5 protein-coding genes, 2 pseudogenes and 2 riboswitches are annotated in these 22,177 nt (G+C 57.2%); of the genes and pseudogenes, 3 read left to right on the top strand and 4 right to left on the bottom strand.

The window, feature by feature from the left end; all coding sequences use genetic code 11:
• Positions 1–4,303: 4,303 nt before the first annotated feature.
• Complete coding sequence (locus tag XH96_RS32960; RefSeq protein ID WP_194389607.1) at positions 4,304–10,753, top strand: non-ribosomal peptide synthetase; 6,450 nt, start codon at positions 4,304–4,306, stop codon at positions 10,751–10,753.
• A gap of 966 nt (positions 10,754–11,719) precedes the next feature.
• Here XH96_RS32960 and XH96_RS32955 read toward each other — a convergent pair.
• The 4 genes and pseudogenes from XH96_RS32955 to XH96_RS32940 form a co-directional block, all read right to left on the bottom strand.
• The gene (locus tag XH96_RS32955; protein ID WP_194389605.1) at positions 11,720–12,949 is read right to left on the bottom strand and encodes a diaminopropionate ammonia-lyase; all 1,230 of its coding nucleotides are present in this window, start codon (positions 12,947–12,949) and stop codon (positions 11,720–11,722) included.
• A 173-nt stretch (positions 12,950–13,122) separates the two neighbouring features.
• Positions 13,123–14,802 (bottom strand): MFS transporter, encoded by a 1,680-nt coding sequence (locus XH96_RS32950; protein ID WP_194389604.1) that lies wholly within the window; start codon positions 14,800–14,802, stop codon positions 13,123–13,125.
• An 801-nt stretch (positions 14,803–15,603) separates the two neighbouring features.
• The gene (locus tag XH96_RS32945; protein WP_194389602.1) at positions 15,604–16,080 is read right to left on the bottom strand and encodes an Lrp/AsnC family transcriptional regulator; all 477 of its coding nucleotides are present in this window, start codon (positions 16,078–16,080) and stop codon (positions 15,604–15,606) included.
• A gap of 708 nt (positions 16,081–16,788) precedes the next feature.
• Positions 16,789–18,038 (bottom strand): annotated as a pseudogene (locus XH96_RS32940) (D-amino acid dehydrogenase).
• Between the two features lie 63 nt (positions 18,039–18,101).
• Positions 18,102–18,189, bottom strand: a riboswitch (glycine riboswitch).
• Positions 18,190–18,192: 3 nt separating this feature from the next.
• Positions 18,193–18,291: riboswitch (glycine riboswitch) on the bottom strand.
• A 361-nt stretch (positions 18,292–18,652) separates the two neighbouring features.
• Between XH96_RS32940 and XH96_RS32935 the strand changes: the two are divergent.
• Both XH96_RS32935 and XH96_RS32930 read left to right on the top strand, forming a co-directional pair.
• A pseudogene (locus tag XH96_RS32935) lies at positions 18,653–19,593 on the top strand (IS630 family transposase).
• 1,451 nt (positions 19,594–21,044) lie between these two features.
• Positions 21,045–22,082, top strand: a complete 1,038-nt coding sequence (locus tag XH96_RS32930; protein WP_194389601.1) for a RimK family alpha-L-glutamate ligase — start codon at positions 21,045–21,047, stop codon at positions 22,080–22,082.
• The last annotated feature ends 95 nt before the right edge of the window (positions 22,083–22,177 follow it).

Genomic DNA, 22,177 nt, shown 5'->3' with positions numbered 1-22,177 from the left:
GGCCCGCACAAGCGCTGGTATGTCGACGGTCTATCAATTCGCGGCGGCCTAGGTTTTGCGGGGGGATGACCGGCGCTCACCCGAACTGCTGCCTCGGGTTCGATTCCGCTGCCAACTCGTACGAACGGCCTCGAGGCGAGCAAAGATGCTGGCTGAGGCGATGGTCCTCCATTCAACGAAATGGAGTTGCAGCTCCGATTACATGCGCCAGCGCAAACTACCGCGATCGCAGCGACAGCCGTTCAGCCAAGGTTATAGTGGTCTTTATCCCTGGATCAGCGCAGACAGCGCGTTTCAGCGACCCTAATCTCGTTCATTCCATGAAGTCTGAGATTTCGTCTACCGGTACAACATCTTTGTTGACGTTACGGAGGCCGCCATCAGCCATGATACGGAGTTTTAGGTTCTCTCGTCCGCCTAAGGGCACGACGGCGAACTCTCTTAGCTGAAGGTCAAGGAACGCGCGGCGGTCGGTTATCAAGAATAACGACCCGTTCGAATCAAACGCGGCACGGCAAGTGTAACCCACTTTGGCAGAAGCCATCGGTCGCACAAGAGTGGCGGCCAAACGAAATCCCGCAGTGTTGACTTGGAACGGGCAGGAGATAGTGCGAGGGCAAGCGGTGAGACGTCGCGAATTGGATCGGCCACTATCAATCAAACAGATGGCCACGCGTATCATTGCTCATGATGTCTGAGCCCGAACGAATTAGGAGTCGGCGCGCGGTTGAGGCTAGCTGAGAGGTTTCGGCTTGGGCGTTGTCCGGGCCATTCGAACGCCGCGGGCCGGCATATCCCAAGGTCACTCAGCTGAGAGACTTCGATTTGCCGAGCGGTGCCAAGAGCGACGAGGGTGTCAGGAAAGAGTTGTTGCAGAACACGGAGAGCAGCGCAGACGCGACTGGCGCCATGAAAAAATCCGATGCTGCTCCTGCTAGCCGGCATGCTGGCGAGAACTAGCCGGTGGCTCGGCCATCGGGTAGTGAAACGGTGAAAGCGCTGTGCCTGGCAGATGCCGCAAGCCTCGGTGGTCAGCCAAAGCTGGCCACCTTTGCTCCCGTGAGGGGCAAGCCCCTCACGGCGCTACCAAGTCGTATTTTTGAGAAGTACCGCAGGGCACCTGGCTGGACTAGTGGGCAACTCTGCGAAGACGACGCTGTCCCTAGGGTGCCAGGGACGAAAAAGGTTAACGGCGACGTGACTCGGCGCTCAATCCCTGCAAAGCGCTGTCCCTGCCACGCGCCGCTAACTTTAGTGCCGGCCTTGCCCGATTCGGGATCCAGCCTGACACTGTGCCCCCCTGTAGGGTGCTGCCAAGTTGTAGACTGAGAACGACTGCCAATCACCTACCTGAATTGGTTGGATAGTCCGCTACTTTCTAGGCTGATCCGCTACCTCACGGAGAGATTGGAGGTGCCCAGCATACTAAGCCGCTCCGCTGCGTGAAAAAAGGCTTACACGCTGCCGCTCATGTCAGAGCCCGGGAAATGTTGGCGGGATAAGACGGGAGGTGTGGAAGCGATCGCTTGAAAGACCACGCGCGCCGCTAAATTTAACGTCGTCGATCTCCCTCGGCACAAGCGACGGGTGTCCGTGCTTGAAAAAGCATGACAGTGCGGCTCGTTTCTCCGACACCGGAAGCAGCGCGGGCGCGACTCGGCGCCGGTTGGTTGGGACTGGATCGGGGGCTGTCCCTGCCGCGCCTGCGCTGCAGATTGAGGTTAGCAGGAACGTGACTCGGCGCTGTCCCATTCTGGTAATGGCGCTGTCTCTACCACGCCTCGCTAACCCTAGCGCCTCTGTACTCTCGCTAGCTTTCCAAAAGCTGACGAAACCTGTGCGACAATTCACAAAAGAACAGCAGCTGTCGTGGCCGATTGTGGACCATGCTCACTGGCGGCCGCTGACCGCCCGAACAGCGCGCGCACCCAAAAATGAAACCGGTCGGTCCCAAGGCTGGCACAAAGGATCTTCTCTGCGGTATAGGCGTGGCAAGTACAGACTTCAACGACCCCGGTCATCGCGACCAGGAAATTGGTCTTAGAGCATGCGTGTGCGCACAGCATGATAATGCATTGTCTGCTCAGTTGAAGGATGGTCCCCAGAGAGTGGCAGGTGCGCGCCAAATTCGTATTCGCTTGGTCTCAATATTTGTGAAAGCCGCAACAGGCCGCGCAACGCGCTGTCGACCGTACCGGACCCGTGTTGTGGGCGGGCCGCTTTGCTGCCCTGGCTATATCGCGTGTCCAATCGGCTAGCTGGTCGGCCGGCGAGTCGTTTCAAAAGACGAATACACATTCGTTGACCGCATCCCCACAGCGGCAGGAAGTCGCCGTGAATCACCGTCTCCAATTAACGGCCAGTCGCGAGGAGCGGGTTCATCAGGCGCAAATAAAGCTCAGGATGGGCCACCGGCCATCGACAAGTCGAGGCGATATCATGGCTCCGGACCTGCGCTGCGCCGTGTTTTCGAGGTGCAGCCAACGCCATCGACTCCTATCGGTTCGAGGCGCCAGCATCGGGTCTGCGAACTAACGCGCGCCACCGCGTAACTATCGCATAAGAGTGCTGTCAATTGGCACTACCAGATCTGGGTGTTTGGGAAGCAGTACTTGCATCGTAAGGTTACGGACAGGTCGGACACATATGTGTTCCTATCAAGATTCGAGACGCGCAATTCCATGGCAAACATGAACCTCAGCTCCCAATCCTTTGCCGACGCAGGCGCGCGACAGCGGACCGTCACCGACCAAGTACTCACAAAATGTAGAGCACCGGTCCCGAGACGTTCAGGTCGCCAGATGAGAGGTGTCATGAACCCAATAGCGCGCGTCGCAGCCGCAATAAAGCGCGCTCGGGCACTCTCCGATGTCGACCGCTGCTGCGCAATCTGGTGGCTCTATCGCCTCCATTTCGGTATCAATCGCGACGTGATGTTGGGCCTTGACGCAGTCACGATCGACCAGGAGAGATCCCGCTGCGGCATTTAGGCCTCGTGACATCGGCCGCCTTTCATGCGAGCGCTGGCACTGCCCCACCAAACCTGCCCCCAGGTTGCGCGTTGGCTGGTGGACCAAAATCTCAGCCTAACGCCAAACGTCTCAAGTCTCCCCCAGCCCATTAAGGTCGCAGACACATCTAGTACCGGCGGACTGCCTGGGGGCGCACACAACAGCGCCCGGAAATACGTGAGCAGACCGAATAAGCCGAAACTAGTGCTCGCCGTTCGCAGCATCAGCAGGCTGAGATTTGTGGCGTGGATGATGCTGCTCATGCAGTCCAGCATCGTTGAAGTCGACGGGCGCGAATCAGCTGAGCGGAGAGCACCATAATCGGATTGTTTCATTTTTGTAAAGTCTGCCGATCGGGAGCAAGGACGGGACGCTCGCATTTTACTAGATATTCTTAAGCGGAAAGGAATGTCCGCACCCGAGACCGCAAAAGCAGTGGAGGGTGGTCGAGAGCTCAGCGAAGCAAGTCTGGCGAGCGCATTGCGATGGATTATCCTCACGCGCAAGTCCGTGGGCAGGATGCGTCTCTGTCGATCGAAGTCTCCGTGAGCCATTCGTCCTGCGGACGGCCAGCCGTTCAACCATGCGCCGCTCGGTAAATATGCCCTCGGCGCCTATCCACAGCGGTTTGTGCTCGCCCCCGGGGCGCTACGCGATGACACGACGTCTCAGTTTCCAGCTCGCGTTATCTATAGCCATAAATCGTTCTCCGTTGACTGGCGGCCAAATAAGCGGAGCTATTCGGATTTAGGTGACGAGGTGATCGGGCGCTTTGTTTGTCGGTGCCAGCACTTGGATGACCTCAAGGCCTTGCTTGGGACTGCTGCTGCAAGCTTCGATAACTCGTTGTAATGTTGAGGCGCCCCGCGTTCTTGTTGCGGCGATCACCGGCTTGAATACCATCGGTCCGGCGGTGGTTACGGTAAGAAGCCTTTCGTCCGTACAAGCTGTATCGCCGGGCTGGCCAACACGTTCTCGATGGGTTGGTGGTGCCGGCTCAAGTGCCGGGAAATCGGATAATTACGCTCACCACAAGCCGCAACGAGCCTGTGGGCGCGTTGGTTGCGGGTGCCGTGCAGACGATGGCAGGTCCACTACGAGAGTAGGCAGGTGCCAAATTGGACGCGCGGTCCTAGCGTCCTCCTGTCCCTCTGCCGATCATCGAGCCAGAAGCGAACAGCGAGAAGGTCATACGGATAAAACCTTACGACGTGCGGAATCAGGGTGGCTGCGCATGCGCACCTCGATGACGAGCTCCGGCGTTCCGATTTGGGCGACGAAGAAGGCGACGAATGGTGGGGCGCGTGCCTACGGAAAAGCAATCCGGCAAGAAGCTGTCTGCGGAACGTCAACCGGTTGACGCGATCACGGCGATCAATCGGCTTGCAGATTCGGATCCGAAGAGAGTTGCGCTGAGGCACGGCGCAGACGAACTCACATATGAGGCCCTCCGATCAAGATCGGATGCCCTTGCAAGGACCTTACGAGGGCAGGGTGCTCGCGGCGCGGTTGTCGGCTATTGGGGAGGGCGGGACCTCGACTGGGCGACGGCGGTCATCGCAATTTTGAAAGCTGGATCAACGTACCTACCGCTCGATCCATCGCTGCCGATTTCCCGTACATCATTCATGATCGAGCAGAGCCGCTGCGCTTTGTTGATGGGCCGAGACCGGCCGGAATCGCTCAGCCTCTTGCAGGAGAGCAGCAAAGCAGCTCCTCCATTCGTAGCTATAGAGGCGGCCCTGCGCCAGGTCCAGACCTCGGCTGTCGTGCCATCGCCGCACGTGGATGGACTTGCCTATATTCTGTTTACGTCTGGTTCGACGGGCCAGCCTAAGGGCGCAATGATCGAGCGCGCCGGCCTAAACAATCATTTGGCGGCAAAGATCGATGCCCTAAGTCTCACTCGGACGGATTGCGTCGCGCAAACGGCATCGCACTGCTTTGATATCTCGCGTTGGCAGCTTCTCTCTGGGCTTTGCGTCGGGGCCTCTGTATCAATCATCGATGATGCGACACTGAGATCGCCGTCATCGCTCCTTCAAGCAATTCAACGATGCGGCGCCACGGTTATCCAATTCGTTCCGTCGATGTTGGCAGTGTTTGTTGAATATCTGCAATCGCGTGCCGCGGCAGGGCGAGCCATGGACGGCTTGCGGATTATTTCTACGGTCGGAGAACCTCTGACGCCCGGATTGGCGCGTGCGTGGCTTGCCTTGTATCCCCGCGTTTCCATTCTCAATCATTACGGGCCGACAGAGTGCGCCGACGGCGTGACGCATCATCTGGTTTCGGTGCCGCCTGCGCTGGCTGAGCCTTATGTGCCGATCGGCAGGCCAATTCAAAACGTTGAAGTTTATGTCGCGGACGGATCACGGCTCTGTAATGTAGGAGAAGTCGGCGAAATCTGTGTTAGCGGCGTCGGTGTCGCTGCCGGTTACGTCAATGACCATCTCCGTACCGAGGATGCGTTTGGGCCAAACCCGTTCTCAAGCGACCTGTCCTTGCGGCGCCTATATCGGACAGGTGATCTTGGGCGCCTCCGTTCCGACGGCCTCTTGGAATGTCTCGGTCGACGGGATCGTCAGGTCAAGATTCGCGGGCACAGAATCGAGCTTGGAGAAATTGAGGCTCGTTTGTCCGCTCATCCCTTGGTGCATGGCGCCGTCGCGGTCGCATCTGTCTGCGCAGGTGTAAAGCTTACGGCGCGAGATATAGCTGGGTCGGAGCCGCAAGCCGAATCGCGGCGGCTGGTTGCGTATGTGTCGGCTCCAGCTGAACTGGCGGAAAGCGACCTTCAGAATTGTCTTGCTGAGGCACTCCCCAGCTACATGCTTCCGGAAAGAATCATCCACGTCAGCGCTATTCCACTGACCAGGAACGGAAAGGTCGCCTTTGCAGCATTGCCTGACCCGGGGAGCGTTCGGCCGGCATTGTCAACGCCCTTCGAGGAGCCGCAATCAGACCTCGAAGTCCGGCTACGTCAAATTTGGTCCGGCATTTTGCGTATCGAGAACATAGGTGTGAATGACCAATTCATAAGCCTCGGCGGAGACTCGCTCCGCGCGATGCTTATATTGGGGCAGTTGCAGACCTTGCTCGGCGTGAGAGCGGATTTCAGACTGGTCCTGAATGGCACAATTCGATCTCTTGCCGCTTCGATCGAGGCTCGGACTGAGCGCAATCCATGCACGGCTTTGACGGGCCGAAAGCTAAACCGATCACCTCCGACGCACCTCCAGGAGCACCTTTGGTTTCTGGCACAGCTCGATCCATCTGCGCGGAACTACATCATTCAGGGCGGGCTGCGGATTAAGGGAAACATCGATTTGGCTCGGCTCAATCGCGCCTGGACCGAGGTCATTCATTCCCACCAGGCACTTTCGGCGCGCTTCATCGACGAAGACGGTCCGGTTCAATGCTTTGATGCTCCGCCATGCACCAATCTTGAATTGATCGATGTATCTCATCTCACCTCTTCCGAGACGGAGGAGCTCATCGCAGAGTTTCGGCGAACGGAGCTGAAAGACAATTTCGATCTCAGACAGGGCCACTTGTTTCGCGCGCGCATCGCCCGGCTTGCTCCTGACAATCATCTCATATTGATCACCGCTCACGAAATCATCCTCGATGCCTGGTCGATTTCTGTTCTGCTCAGAGATCTTCAGCAGAGATATCTAGATGCCGTGGCGCCTTGGCCAGAGAAGCGTGCTTCACTCTCGGCCTACGCGGCGTGGGAAAAACAACACGTTTCTCCAGAGGCGCTGGAGAACCAACGTCACTACTGGCGTCGTCAGATTGGTGATGATCCGCCGGTGCGTTCGCTTGGAAGGGCGCGCCCGCAAACAAATTCATACCGCGGCGGCTCGCATCCAGTGCTGCTTGGCGGCGATCTCTCCAGTCGGGTAAGAGAATTCGCGCGCCAAAATAGCTGTACCACGTCGACAACGCTGCTGGCGTGCTTCCAGCTGCTGCTACGGATGTATAGCGGTCAGGACGATATTGTCGTCGGCATGCCACACGCTGTACGGGATCAGCCTGGCAGCGCCGACATCATTGGCTTTTTCCTGAATATGCTGCCGATCCGAGCCGCGATCGATGTCGGTCAGTCCTTCGCTGCTCATGCCAGGCGCATCCAGAGCCTGGTCAGCGATGCCATCGCACATTCGGCCTATCCATTGGGATGGATGGTCAGGGACACCAGGTTATGTCGCGAACCGGGTCGATCACCGATCTTCCAAGTCATGTTCAACATGTACTCCGAAGCCGCCGAGCCACTTGGTCAAGACGAGGTGGCTCTGACATTCCGCGAGTACGACACAGGCTATGTCAAATTCGACTTAACACTGTACGCGCAAGATCACGGCGATGAGATTGCGCTCCAGCTGGCGTATGCGGAAGACATAATCTCAGGTGATTTGGCTGTCCGCATGGCCAACAATCTGCGCTGTCTGATTGCCGCCTGCCTTGATAAACCACTTGTGCCCATTGAGGAACTAAGCTGCCTTAGCGCCTCAGACCTCACTATACTGCATTCGCTGGATGGGTCGATCCATGAATCTGAATGTCCTCTTGTTGAAACGTTCGAGCAGATCAGCGTCCCTAATCACGGCAAAGTAGCATATTTTGGCGAGTTCGGGGAGGTCACGTTTGGCCAGCTGCGTGAGCGCGTAGCAGCTATCCGCTCGTTACTGCGGGATATGAAGGTGAGGGCCGGCGATCTGGTCGCCATGCTTGTTGACCGGTCGCCGGACGTTGCCGCTGTGATGCTTGCGGCGCGAGGCTTGGATGCTGTTGTTGTGCCGATAGCGCCGGATTATCCGCGTGATCGGATCCAACATATCCTGCGAGATAGTCAGGCAAAGCTCTTGGTTCACGCGAATACCAGGGAGCCCGGCTTTGAGATACCTTCGATTTGTCTGTTGCCCTTAGAAACGAGCGGCGTGTCGACGGATGATTTCGCGCCTAGCGACACACCGTCAGATCACCGAATTGCGAACCTCATATACACGTCCTCCTCCACAGGCCGGGCGAAGGGGGTTCTTATACCGGAAGCGGCCATTCTCAACCGGCTGAACTGGATGTGGCGGTGCTTTCCCTTCGATGGCACCGACGTCATGGTTGTCCAGAAGTCCGCCTGCCTTGTTGCGTCCGCTTGGGAGTATTTTGGTGGACTTCTGAGAGGTGTGCCCACGCTGATCCTCACCCAAGAGCAGGTGCTAGATCCGGATCTGTTGTTCTGCAGTTTGGCAAAACGTCGCGTGACACGGTTTTTTGCCTCTCCGCCACTTCTGTCCGGTCTCATCGGATCCCAGGAACGGCAACCGCAAAGGGCCGCCTTGAGACTGGTCACAAGCAGCGCCGAACCGATGCCGTCCTCGCTGCCCGCTCGCTGGCGTGAGGCTTTTCCGGGCGTGCCGTTGTGGAACTTCTATGGTGCGACGGAATGTGCGTCAAATGCAGCCGTGCACGAAACATCGGATGCTGATGACAACTCGGCGCTTGTCCCGGTGGGGAGGCCAATCGACAACGTGAAACTCTACGTACTCGATTCACGATTGAAGAGAGTGCCTGTTGGAGCCCCTGGCGAACTGTGCATCGCAGGCCGCTGTCTAAGCGCTGGGTATTGGCAGGATCAAGATCGGACTGACCGCTGTTTCTTGCCGAATCCGTATGATGGCGGACAATACAACGTGCTTTATCGAACTGGGGACATCGCACGCATCTCAACCAGCGGCCTTCTTGAGATTTGCGGCCGATCGGATAACCAGATCAAGGTGAGGGGCTTCCGCATCGAGCCGGAGGAGGTCGAAGAGGCCCTTGAGTCGCATCCGGCAATCGCAAAGGCCGCGGTCTTCGCAGAAGGCATCGATGACGATCGCCGCTTGACGGCGAGCGTGGTGCCCGCTCGCGAAAGTCTCAGCTCTGAAGAGATTCTCGCCCACCTGCGCCACAGATTGCCATCTTCTATGATTCCGGCAGCCTTCAGGTTGGTTGACAATGTTCCACTGACAACGAGCGGAAAGATAGACCGTGCTCGCCTATCCTCCGTTCCTTACCGTGAGATAGAAACCAGTCCATCAGCTGAGCCCCGCACCAGGAACGAGCGGATTCTGGCTCGGATCTGGGAGGATCTATTAGGCGCCAAGGGGGTGGGAATCGACAGCAGTTTCTTTGATATCGGCGGCGATTCTCTTCTGAGCGTACGTTGCGTCACGCTGGCGCGCAAAGCCGGACTGAATCTCACCGTCAACCAACTTTATCGAACACCGACCATCAGGGACTTGGCGGCCGGGGAAGCGGAGGCGGTACCCGTCGCTTCCGCGGATAGCTTGCTGCCTGTGCCCCCCATAATATCGTTTTGGAATTCTCTTCTTGGTTTTGACGAGCATTTTAACATCGGCGATCTGTTCTTCTTGCGCGGCGGCATCCTGAACATCAAGATTCTGGACGGCGCTCTCGCCCATGTCATCGAGAGGCACGAAGGGCTCAGGCTCCGCGTTGCCAGAACCCAAGCTGGACTACGGCTGGGGATTGGTCCTTCTCCGGCCGAGCGCATCGTGGAGGAGATTGATCTCGTCCGGATGACCGGCCCAGACCAGCGCAGGACAATCGAGAGCGTCTCGGCAAAACGTCAACACATGTTTCGGTTTGACGGCTACACGCCTCTTGTTCACGTCGCGGCCTTCCGTACTTCGGAAAGCGGCGATTACTATCTGCTGGTGCTGATGCATCATTTCGTAGCGGATGGGATGGGTTATCGGCTATTCCTGGAAGCAATGGAGCACGTATACAACGCTCTTGCTGCAGGCCATGATGTGAATGGTCCGCAGACCGTACAAAGGCTTTCTCCCTGGTTGAAGCGCCTCGAGCACTACGCGGACAGCGAAGCACCAGACGAACTCAAGTACTGGGAGGATATCGACTACGATCAGTTCAACCTGCGCCTCAGCGACGCGTCATCGCGCGGCACGAGTGTTGCCGAAGGAAGCGCGAGAGAGCGTCACGATGCAAGTCTCGGAGGTCATCGGGAGGATGCGAACGGCCGTTCGCTTTGGGTAGATCAGGCCAAGTACCATCTTGAGATCGACAGGGAAGCGACAGCGGGTCTCCTCAGTATTGGAGCCAGATCAGCGCATTGTCAGGACTTTGATGTGTTCCTTGCTGCCCTGTCCGGTGCGTGTGGAGCCCTGTTCGGCAACTATTCGCTCTGGATTGATAGCCTGGCCTCGACTCGAGGTCCGCGGTTTGACGATTTTGATCCATCTCAGGTCATTGGCCTTATCAGCGAGCTCGTTCCGCTTCCATTGAAGGTCACCGGAAGAGAGACGCGTTCCGACCGGGCTCGTCTAATATACCGGCAGCGCAATGCGCTGCCGCGTGGGGGAATAGGCTTTCGGGCCCTGAAATTCCTAAACCGAGATCCAGCCTTGCGGTGTCGGCTCGATCGCCTGCCACTTCCCAGAATTGGGGTGAATTATCGCGCCGGTTTGCAGCGCCATTTCCCACGTCGTTTTCTGGACACAGACCCTTGTCCGCTTTCGATCGGCGAACACATGCATCAAGCAGCAGCAATCCACCTCTTCTGGTTCGAGGTCGGATATCAATCGGGCCATCTACAGATTGACACCACGTATGATCCGAGCATGGTCGATTATGAGGCGACCCGTCATCTTTGCGCGGTTTTGCAACAGGAGCTGATGCAGACGATCAATGAATTCGTAGAGCTGAAGACGGCGTGAATCATGGATAAGCGCAATGCGGAGCTCCTCGTCAAAAGCAATCGCGATGCGATGCCGAAGAAAAACCGGCACATCTCGATTTATCGGACCAGAATCTCCCAAGCCTTCTCCTGCGGCTCGCCATTCCATCTGTTATCGGCTCGTCGATCAACGCATTACAGCAGCTCCTGAACGCGATGTTTGTTGGCTCACTCGGCGCGCAGGCTATTGCAGCTGTCAGCATGACGATGCCGCTCATTGTCGTGCTCGCGGCCGTGGGAGAGGGGTCGGTGTGGGTACTGCCTCCTTCATATCTCGTCATCTTGGGGCTGGTAATCTCTTCATACCGGCGGTACTTTTATTTCCTGTCGTATCAGGCTTCAGTGGGGTTTTGGCCAGCCAAGCCATCGCTGAGCTGGGCGCTGGAATGATCGCGCTGTTCGTCATCTTGCGCCAGTTCGCCGAGCTCAGGCGAGGTGGACGGGCACATTCAGCCAGCAATCGAGAGAGCTCCCTGACTTGATTAGGCATCTCCGGAAAAAGCATTCCTCGCGGGCAGCCAGCCGTCGTCGGTTCCGAGCTGGTTGTCGAAGTCGTTGCCCTCATAGGCGGGACCGAGGTTGGCTAGTTCTGCGGGATGCTTAAGCTAGAGTTCACGTCGAGTTCGCCGGATCGTCGAAACATTGTTCAGTATAAGAATTCAACTTGGACACTGCGCCTATCACTGTCCAGGCACGGCCTTGCCTACCTGCACAATCAGAGCGCCGAGCGCCCGTTCCCAAGAGGCCGGGCACGGTGGTCCCGCCCCTTTTGCGGAAATGAATGCGCTGCATCGTGGTCGGGTAGGATAGTCTTCTCCTGGCCGACATCCTCGGAAGACCTTGAACAGGTCCAAATGAGCAGGCTGCGGGCTGCCAATTCGAGAAGAAAGAGCAGGCCGCGTTTATCGCGGCGAAACCGGTCCGGGCCTGAAGGCGCCCCGGAGGCTCATGACTCCGACGTCTTCTCGTCCCAAGTCGGTACAATATTTCTCCCAGTCACTTGCGCCGGCGTCACACCAACAAGTTCTTCATACAGATGAGGATCAGTCGCGCCCTCGGTGTTGATCAGGAAGACTCGTGCATTCTGTCCAAGTCCGGTCATGGACCGCGATGTCTGGTTGGAGGCAACTTTCAGCAGTCCTGCCAGACCCGCGCCGCCACTTTCCCCAGCAACGACAGCGTGATCGCCATCCACGGGGTTTGCCAAGAGCTTCATGACGCCGATGGCATCCTCGTCGTCGACCGTCATGAAGGCATCGGCCGCGCGCGAAAGGATGCGCCATGCGACGAGTGACGGATCGTAGCATTCAAGCATCGCCATTACTGTTGGCACCCCATGCTCCACCTTGACGGGATGGCCAGCTCGAGCGCTTTCAAACAGGCACGCCGCGCGCGAAGGCTCGACAACGGTGAAGAATGGCCTGTTGTCACCAGCCAGAACCCAGAAATGTCCTGCAATTGCAGCAGCGACCCCACCCACGCCGGCTTGAACGAACACGTGGGTCGGAGGTTCGGATAACTGACGCAGCGCTTCGCTCACGAGAGCGGTGTATCCCTGCATCACTATGCCGGGGATACGCTCGTAGCCCGGCCAGGACGTGTCAGATACTATGATCCACCCGTTATCTGCGGCAACTCGAGACGCTTCGGCGACGGAGTCATCATAGTTGCCGCTGACGCGGATCGTCCGCGCGCCAAAGCGAGCGATAGCCGAGATCCGCTCGCCGCTGACGCCCGAGTGAACGAATATGACGCACTTCGCGCCAACCAGCTGGGCACCATGCGCGACTGATTTGCCGTGATTGCCATCGGTGGCGCACGATACCGTCATCCCTCGCGCTACGGCAATTACCTCGGGCAATTGGAGCTCGGCCGCGTCAAGGACCCGGCCGAGCCTCCGACCTGCTTCCTCGAGCACGAGGCGGATCACGGCATAGGAACCACCCAAACCTTTGAAGCTACCAAGCCCGAGCCGATGGCCTTCGTCCTTCAGGTGGATCGAGGCAACGCCGATCTCACGAGCAAGGCCCGGCAGCGAGACGAGCGGCGTTGCCTTGTAATCGTCTCTATGCGCAAGGAAGCGCTCTACTCCGCGCGCTCCTTCGACACTGAGCATCTTGGCATCCGAAGCTTCCAGTGGCGCGCAATAATCGGTGTGCCGGTTGAGAAGCAACATGGTTCGACTCTCTTGCATCTCTGCTGACGCTTCATCAGGAACCTCATTTACGACAATAACATCCATGCATTCTGCGGCCACTTATGCAAGAGTGGATCGCTCCGGCTTCTGCTGTCGGTGAGCCTGCGCGATGCTCCATGCGCGACGTCAAGCTGGGCTATTCCTGACAGTTACTACGTCCGATTCCGGTTATAGTCACCGAGCAAGGCCTCGTTCGCGGTATGGTCGGGTACATCGTCCTTCCACCGAACGGAGCCAAACGGACGCTCTAGCATGCGCCGGATACGCACGGGCTCCGGACCCATGTGAAAGGACGCAGCTTGACGATCTAGCGCCCGTTCTGAATGCGTCGAGCGATTGCGTTGACGCAGATAATCAAGCCACGTGGGGCAATGGTAGCGTTCTGTCCACAGTTCAGGATCAGCTATATCGCGAGCAATCGACCAGCCATACGCACCATTCCGCTTTCGGAACAACTGTACATCTTGCATGACGTTATGAAAGGCCCGCGCATTCTCTTGTGCCACGCGGTATTCGATTTCAATCACAACCGGTCCACTGCGATGCGTTAGCGCTAGCCGAACTTCAGGGTGCGCGAGCGCTCCAGCATCCTCGCTTCGCGGGTTTATGCGAGGCATACGGAGCCAAAGCCCCAATAGTGGAGAAATTAACATCAGCACTGCTGATATCAAAAGCGCTGTGTCGACACCTGCGGCATCGGTCAAATGACCCCAGCCCCAGCTACCGACAGCAATGCCTCCCGAGCTTGCGGCTTGGTAGGCTGCGAGCGAGCGTCCTGCGACCCAGCGCGGGGCCGACAGCTGCACACCAATGTTGAAGAGGGCCCAGGAGATCATCCACACGGCCCCAGCTAGGACAAGAGCCGCCGATGTTAGAACCAGCTCGTGGCTCAACGCCACTGCGAGAAGCGCCCCACTCATTGATAGTGCGCAGGCGCGAATTGCGGCTTCACCGCTCAGGCGCTTTCGTACTTCGGGTACATATAGTGCTCCAATTACCGCGCCAAGTCCGAATGCGCTGAGAGTTATCCCATAGATCCGGGCACCGCCTCCAAGGAGATCACGGGCGACCAGCGGCATTAGCGCGATGATGGCGCCTCCGATCACGCCGGTGATCATGGAGCGAATCAGCACGATTTTGATCGAGGGCGAGTTAGCGATGTAGCGGATCCCCGAAACGATCGCGCGGTTTAGCTTTTCGGGCGGAAGATATGACGGTTCGGAAATTCGCTTCCACAAGAACAGTGCAACAAGCAGTGGCAGATATAGCAATGCATTTAGGGCAAACGAAGCGACTGCGCCGGCTGCCGCAACCACCATGCCCCCGATCGCCGGTCCCACGCTGCGCGCGATGTTGTAGCTGATACTGTTCAGCGCGACCGCAGCTGGAAGTGCTTCCGCCGGCACTTGCTCGCTAACTGAGGATTGCCAGGCAGGATCCATCAGAGCCACACCGCTACCAATTACAAAACACAGGATCAGCAACAAGTCTGGCGTGACCATCCCTAGCCAGGTAAGTGCCGTCAACGCGGTCGCACCAGCTAGCGACATGCTGAGCGCGACAAGCATTACGATCCGCCGGTCATACATATCCGCAATTGCGCCTGCGGGCATCGAAATCAGCATAACCGGCAGCAAAAGCGCGGTCTGAACGAGCGCAACTTTATCCGCCGACGTTGTCATCTGTGTCATGGCCCACGCTGCGCCGACGCTCCGGATCAGGGCGCCCAGGTTGGTAAGCAGACTCGCGAGCCAGATGCGCCGAAAGGTGAGGTGACGAAAGGGCGCTGTGATACCTTCAGTGCTAATTGTTCGAGGCTTGAGAGGAGTCATCTAGCTTGCTGCCTTACCCCGGATGGTTCGACGAATGCGGATAAAGAGGGGGGCAAACGGGAAGTCCGGCGTCATTCGACTTGCGCTGCTTAGATGTAAGAGAAACCTCAAAACAGTCAGCTTCACGCCAAGGGTTCCGCCCCGCACGATCCTGATCCTGACGAGTCAACCTTGCTCTTGCCCTGCAAGTGCGCGCTTTCTCGACACGGCCCATTCCGTGGTCACTCCCTGGGAGATGTCGCCGGCAAAGGCAAGATGCCACTCAACTGAGCCAGAGTCCTTATCCTTTCGGCGCCTTGTATTGATTCAAAAAGTTGATTTCCTCGTGGCAGGCGCCGCCGGAGCAAGCCGCGGCGCCTGGCGCGCAACTGAAGCGCAGCCGATCTTCTTAGATATGCCCTAAAGTCAGCGGCGATGTGAACGCATATAGGTGAGGCCATACTCTGAAGCGGTGTGAATATTTAATCGCGCGTAGTGGCTTAGAGCACAAAATCGAAGGAAACTTGCAGCGTTTTACTCGCACTGCGCGACGAAAAAGGGCGCTAGCGAGGCGTGCTGGCCAAGCCGATATCTCTCGTTGGTGAGCGTTTGCAAGTTCATCGGACCGAGTCATCCAGCCCGCTCGCGCCACGAAGCGCCCACGATGAGCGGTTGGTGTTGGTAACCTGGAGGTGACGCCACTCAGTCGAAAGTTGCGCGTGCCAATGCGCGAAGAGCTGCGCTCGTTTCATAACCGGTACCGCAATTACCTCGTCCGGCTTGGTGATGAAGCAGGTAGGCAGGGTCTGGTTGGTGAGACACTCAATCCTCGGACGGAGCCTCAATCGGAATAGCAAATCCGGCTTTTACCCGGTCCATGACCACCATTGTCTTGAAGCCCTTGATATCGGGGTTCTCACGGAAAAATCGCCGCGTGAACTGCTCATAGTCGTCCATGGTGCGTGCGGTGATGTATAGGACAAAGTCAGCATCGCCCGTGACGTAAAACCCATTGACGACTTCAGAAGATGATTTGATCGCCTTTTTGAACCTATCGATTATGTCCGAGCGCTCCCGCTCCAATGTCACCAGCACGAGCATCTGAATAGGTCTTCCGACAGCCTTGGCAGAAACGATCGAAACGTCCGCCTCGATAATGCCATCCGAGCGAAGCCTCTTTAGCCTGCGTTGACAGGCGGTAGCGGAAAGCCCAGCCAGTTCGCCAATCGTCTCGGATGTGAGACGGTTATTCTTTTGCACGATCTCCAGGATGTGAGCGTCGATTCGGTCGTACCTCATAACAGGCTCCAGGCTAAAGAGGAAATTCTGCAAAAGACCGCTCGCTTCCGCAGAAAAACATCTCAGATCAGACAAATGTCGTCGAAAACACTCTTTATGACATCAGTATCGTCGATCTAACGGCAATTACAAGAAATATGCTGCATGGCGTGCAAAATGCCATTCGAAACGCCCTTCGTCCTGTAATGCAGACTTCTCTAAGATGAGCGTCAGCTGGGCGCACAGCAGTTGGCGTCGCTCGGCAGCAGTACGGGAGGCGACGAGACTTGAGCTTGGCGATGCATCGGTGTTTCGGGACGAGGTGTCGTTGGATCGGGTCGGTTTTACGCTCGGGTGAGCGGGGCGGAAACGCCTTGGTGCGCTTAATCCGCTCCGCGCAAAGCTGCGTCCTGCCGTTAAATGCCACGGCACTTCACGGTGTGTACTGCGTGCGCCTTGCTAAGAAACGAGGTCGTTCATGCGGCCCCATCTGGTCGGCGTCAATTCGGGAACGGTCGCAACAACTGCGTCATTGGAAGGCTTTCGGAAGCAACGTGCCAAGTGGTCCACAGGGGCTTACTTTAACAATGAATTGCGGGAAGCACGTCGCCCGGCACTGAAGGTCGCATCATCCTTCGAGAGCGACTGCAAAATCCGCTTCGGCGCTGTAAATCAACATGCTCCCGCCCGATATCGGCGGGAGCATGGACCAGGACCCACTCAACAGGATCAGGGCACGGATGCGCTCAACCGAGTGTTGCTGCGGTCTGTCATAATGACATCAGCGACCATTTCAGCTGTGACAGCGGATAATGTCCAGCCGAGATGGCCATGGCCGGTGTTGTAGAAGACATTCGGAAGTTTGCCTCGGCCAACCCGCGGCATCATGCTAGGTGTCATAGGACGTAAGCCCGCCCATGGCACCACCTGCGCGGTGGACACATCCGGAAACGATCGCTCCACCCACCGTATCAGGGGCTTAATTCGGTCCCAGCGGATGTCGCGGTTTTCGCCATTAAACTCGGCGGTCCCGGCAACCCGGAAGCGATCTTCTCCTAACCGGCTGGTCACGATCTTGGTGGCCTCGTCCAGAAGGCTGACACGAGGCGCAGCCTTTTGGCTCGTCTCGTCTCCCAGCTCTACCGTGATGGAGTACCCCTTGACGGGATAAATGTTTGTGTTGTCTCCCAGCATTGAAGCAATGCGGCGGCTGCCAACCCCCGCGCAAACCACTGCGCGTTCGGCATTGAGTTCTTCCTTCAGCGAACCTCGTTTCCAGTGTACGACCACACCGTCTCGGTCGGACCGAATGCCGCAGATCTCTGCATCAAAGACGAAGCGTACCCCCCCCTCGCTCGCAAGCCGCAGCGAGGCCGCGCGTGAACTTGTGAATGTCGCCGGTTGAATCAGACGGGGTAAAGAATCCGCCACAATACTGATCGCGCAGAGCTGGCTCTATTGTAAGCATTTCAGAGGGCGTCACGGGACGGCGATCCAATCCGCCCTTGAGCAGCAACTGATTCACGCGTGAGGCTGCATCGAAGTCGGGCTTGCTCGAATAAACGTGCAAAACTCCTCGCCGCTCCAAGTCGAAATCGATGCTCTCCCGATCGGCTAGCTCAAAAAGATGCTTGCGAGCGGCTATGGCGAGCTTCGTCGTTTCGATCGTGTTGTGGCGGTAGTTTCGAATCTGGTTTACGAACTCTGCCAGCCAAGTATATTTATGAAAACTGGGGCTTGGGTTCAGCAACAATGGTGCATCTTTGCGCAGCATCCACCTCAAGCCTTTTACGATCGTTGCGACGTTGTTCCAGACCTCGGCATTGCTTGCCGATAATTGGCCGCCGTTCGCAAACGATGTGTCCATCGCCGGATAGCGCTGGCGATCAAAGACTGTAACCGAATAACCGCGACAGGCCATGGCATAGGCCGTTGTAACTCCGGTGATACCCCGATCCAATAATGACGATCGTGCTCATCATGTGCTCCAAGACAGGGTTGAACGAACGGTGAAATGGCTTTTGCCATGTCTCCGTCCCCAAATCTGTCCGTGCACCTGAGAGCTTTCTCCGCAATCCTCGTGGCTCACGGTCCCCTTCGGTGGGTGCTGACCGGCACCTCCCTCCAGATCGTCCTCGGTGTGCAGTCCTGGGCCTGAGAGTTTCCTTGGGGGTTGCTCCGTCGGCGGTGATACGCCTTTGCAGGCTTATCGCGCTCTCCCACACACCATCATCAGACACGATAACACTCTCAGACGCACTCACTACCTGTCAAGCCGCGATGACTCGCCCGACCTCAAAACTGCGCCCAACCGACGACGAGATGTTTTGCGCTGGCCCGCATCCAGATTAGCAGGTGGATCGTTCGCCGAATAATATTCCGTTCTCGCTTCTGATCATTGCATTTTCTGAGCGTCCCAGTGGCTTCGAGCGAGCTACCGCTGCCTAGCGCAGGATTGCGGCGGGAACGTCGAAGAATGCGCAATTTTGGCGTGGTGACCCTCTAGAGTATGTCGTTTTTGACTGGAATCGGGATTCCCACCGGGAGCGATTTCTGATTCAACATCCATGCTGGAGGGCGGAGGCCAGCATGGATGACGCGACCCTATTCGGAAGACATCCGGGAACGGGCTTTGGCGCGAGCTGATGCGGGGGAAACAGTTCGTTCGATTGCCGAGGCGCTCCAGATCAGCCCCTCCTGCGTGACGAAGTGGAAGAATCTGAGACGGGATACCGAAGGCCTGTCACCTGGCCAAATCGGCGGCCACAAGAAACGGGTTCTGTCGGATGCCAACGCCGACTGGCTGCGCAAACGCATTCGCTCGGGGCCATGCACCTTGCGCAAGCTGACGCAGGAACTGGCCGCACGCGGGATCAAGACAGACGTATGGGCGGTGTGGACTTTTGTTCACGCCGCGGGGCTCAGCTTCAAAAAAACGATTCTACCAGCCGAGCAGGATCGTCCCGACGTCGCCCGTAAGCGCGCCCGCTGGAAAGCACATCAAGGCAGGATCGACGTCGCGCGGTTGGTGTTTATCGACGAGACGTGGAACAAAACTAATATGGCACCGCTGCGCGGCTGGGGGCCTTGTGGGCAGCGCCTCCAAGCCTCTGCACCTTTCGGCCATTGGAAGACCATGACCTTCATCGCGGCGCTGCTTACGATCGGATCAGGGCGCCTTGGGTGATTGATGGTCCCATCAATGGTGAGCTCTTCACCCTGTACGTCGAGAAGGTGTTGGCACCCACCCTCGCACCGGGCGAGATCGTCGTTCTCGACAATCTTGGCAGCCACAAGGCAAGACGGCTCGCCAAGCCATCCGAGCCAGAGGCGCCCACCGCATCTTCCTACCGCCCTATAGCCTGGACCTCAATCCGATCGAGCAGGTCTTCGCCAAACTCAAACATCTCATGCGAGCTGCCGAGCCCCGTGACGTGGAGGCAACCTGGAGAAAGGTCGGTGAACTCCTCGATCTCTTTTCCGAGGAGGAGTGCACCAACTACTTCAAAAAACTCAGGTTATGTTTCCGTATAAAAACATCATGCTCTAAGCTAATAGCTACGCGGTTGGTGTAGGGCCCTAGTGCCTTTCATGATCTCTTCCGAAGTCAAGCTAAAATGGAGGCTTGCAAGGCGGTTGACTTGCCTCGACGCGATTATGGCGGCAGCATCCGCTCTTGTTCGTCGCGCAACCAGGTTAAGTTCGGTGCTAATTCGGCGATCCGCTGCTGCGATTTTTAGCTCGCGCGATTTCAGCTCGCGAGTGGCCCCGTTGTAGCGCTGTTCGAGTTGATCGCCTACATGTGACCGGTCTCGCCTCGCAGGCTCGGATTTCGCTTAAAGGACGTGGCGTTTACCGACAGGCTCGAAAAGAAGCGGCGTCAAGACGAAGATAGGAGCACGATGCTCTCCATCTGCTTTGAACTCGGCCGAGGAGCGCGATGCCCGCTCTGCGTCGATCGACAAAAAGATCCGATCGCGGGGCACATTCTGGATGCTCTAACCGCCGAATGCGCTCTGGTTCAGCGAGTTTCGTGGTGGATGTGCATCCGTGCTCGAAGTCGCTAGTTTGCGTGACGCCAGAATTTCGATCGCGCCCACGAACGAAGTCGTGCTATGCGCGCTACGCGCCAATTTTGAATCAACCTCCGGTTTCGTCTCAATATGTGGGCGCCGGCCGTCCGTTCGGCGGCCGTGCGTCGCCGGCAGCGCTCCATTGCGCCTCTCAGGACCGTCGGCGCGAACATCCCCTCCGGTGCTCCTCGGCATTCTGCATGCCGAGGCCTGTGACGCATACAATGAGCTCTCCGAGGCGTCTCGCTTTCGGGGGGGCGTCACATCAGCGCTGTGTTGAGCCTCGCCAGAACGCAATCTCTTATGGAGGTCGAGGGAAATGCCAGCGCGGGAAGCAGACAACGGCCACCTCTTCTATTTGCCGCCGGCGTGCGGCTTCGAATCCGCAGGGACTAAGGCGCGCCGCTGCTGACGGCGCTGGAAACCTGGCTGTGCGAGCAGCGGGGCCAGCTATCGCGCTCGGCGTCGGTCGCCGTCGCCATGTGTTGAGGTTGTTGCATACCCTCAGTAAGCGCCGTCTCGTTGCAACGCACGCCGGCCATGAGCGTCATGGGTGCTCTAGGACGATTGCGGCTGGCGCAAGCAAAGAATCTCGCTCTCCAGGGGAGGGAAGAGAGGCGTTGAGAGTTTTGTTTTGATCGTTGTCTGCTTTGTTACAACGGCGCATGTTCATAAGATTGAAGCTGCATGAGGGCTTCTTCAGCACGTAATCCAAAAACATGCTGTTACAGTCGATTAGACGCTTGGCATATTGGTTGCTTGTTAGAGAAGGGGAAAGGTCGTGAGCAACGCCCCAGTCTCGTCTGACTCTGTTCGCGGGCCCTCAGACCATGGTGGATGGTTAGCTCCATGTCGCGACAATCCTTGATATGCCGGCATCAAAATGCTCGTGCACTCTTGCAGGAGAACACTATGAGATTGCTCATATTAACAGCCAACGTTGATTGCTTGGGCGAAAACGATGTACCAATCGGGAATGCGTTCCGCCGCCATGGCTGGGAAGTCGTTTTTGGCGAGGTCACAGGAATCGGTTGGGACAACTACCGATATTTCATACGTGGAGTTCTGTCTCATGTAGATGGGGAGCCGCATCATCTCGGGTCTGCGGCGCAGGGGGTCCGGGGCACATATTTCTTTGATGAATGCCAGCTTGTCTGGAACAACAGTTTGGGTGGACCGCCGAGCATAGCTAGGGATGTCTGGCAAATCCTGTGGGTAGTTTCCCAGCATACCAGCTTTGTTAACAGCGTTGAAGGCACCCTGTTTCTGGAAACAAAACATGCACTGGGCCACTTTGTTCCGAAGGAGAACAGGTGTGTTGCATATGCATCGAACGACTTTTCTCTGCTTTTGGAGCGTTATCGGCAAAACCCCGATATGTGTTGGGTGGCGAAACCGCCAAACGGTTATTGCGGACAAAACGTCTTCTTGCTTCCTCCCGACGGGCCAAATGTTCGAACGATTCTCCAATGCCTCACCGGAAATGCTAACGCGCAGAGCCTGTTCGGCGGCCTCGCAGAACGCGACTCTCTCGTCACACAAACCCCGACTGTTTACGGGCTGGGAGGCTTTAAAGCTGAGTACGCAATTCTTCAGCATTTCATCCCGGAGGTGAAGCAAGGCGAAAAGCGTGTCGTTGTTGCCTGCGGACAGGCGATTGCGTGGCACGGACGGGCAGCGGCTTCAGACGATCACAGATCCAATATCGCGCAAGGAGCAAAGCCGACCGCGGTAGACTTGGACTCCGCTGAAATAGCGCTTGCCGAGTTGATCGGTCGGAGGTTGATGGAGCATAGGGTCAACTTTGTCGGTATTGACATGGCTTACCCTTACATAGTGGAAATTAATCTGACAAACCCGGGTGGGCTATACGATGCAAAGCTTGCGACGGGCATAGATCGCTCAGACCAAGTCGCACAGTTAATCATTTCTCGCTTTCAAAATCCTTGACTCGCGATTGCCGGGTCAACTTTATCGCTCAACACATGCAACCCCTCATGGAGGGTTGCATGTGAACGCAATGGTTCGCGCTTTCCAGCTTTGAC

The organism is Bradyrhizobium sp. CCBAU 51765 (assembly GCF_015291725.1).
Taxonomy (GTDB): domain Bacteria; phylum Pseudomonadota; class Alphaproteobacteria; order Rhizobiales; family Xanthobacteraceae; genus Bradyrhizobium; species Bradyrhizobium liaoningense.
The sequence above is the reverse complement of the archived record's forward strand: the minus strand, read 5'-3'. Positions and strand labels throughout refer to the sequence as shown.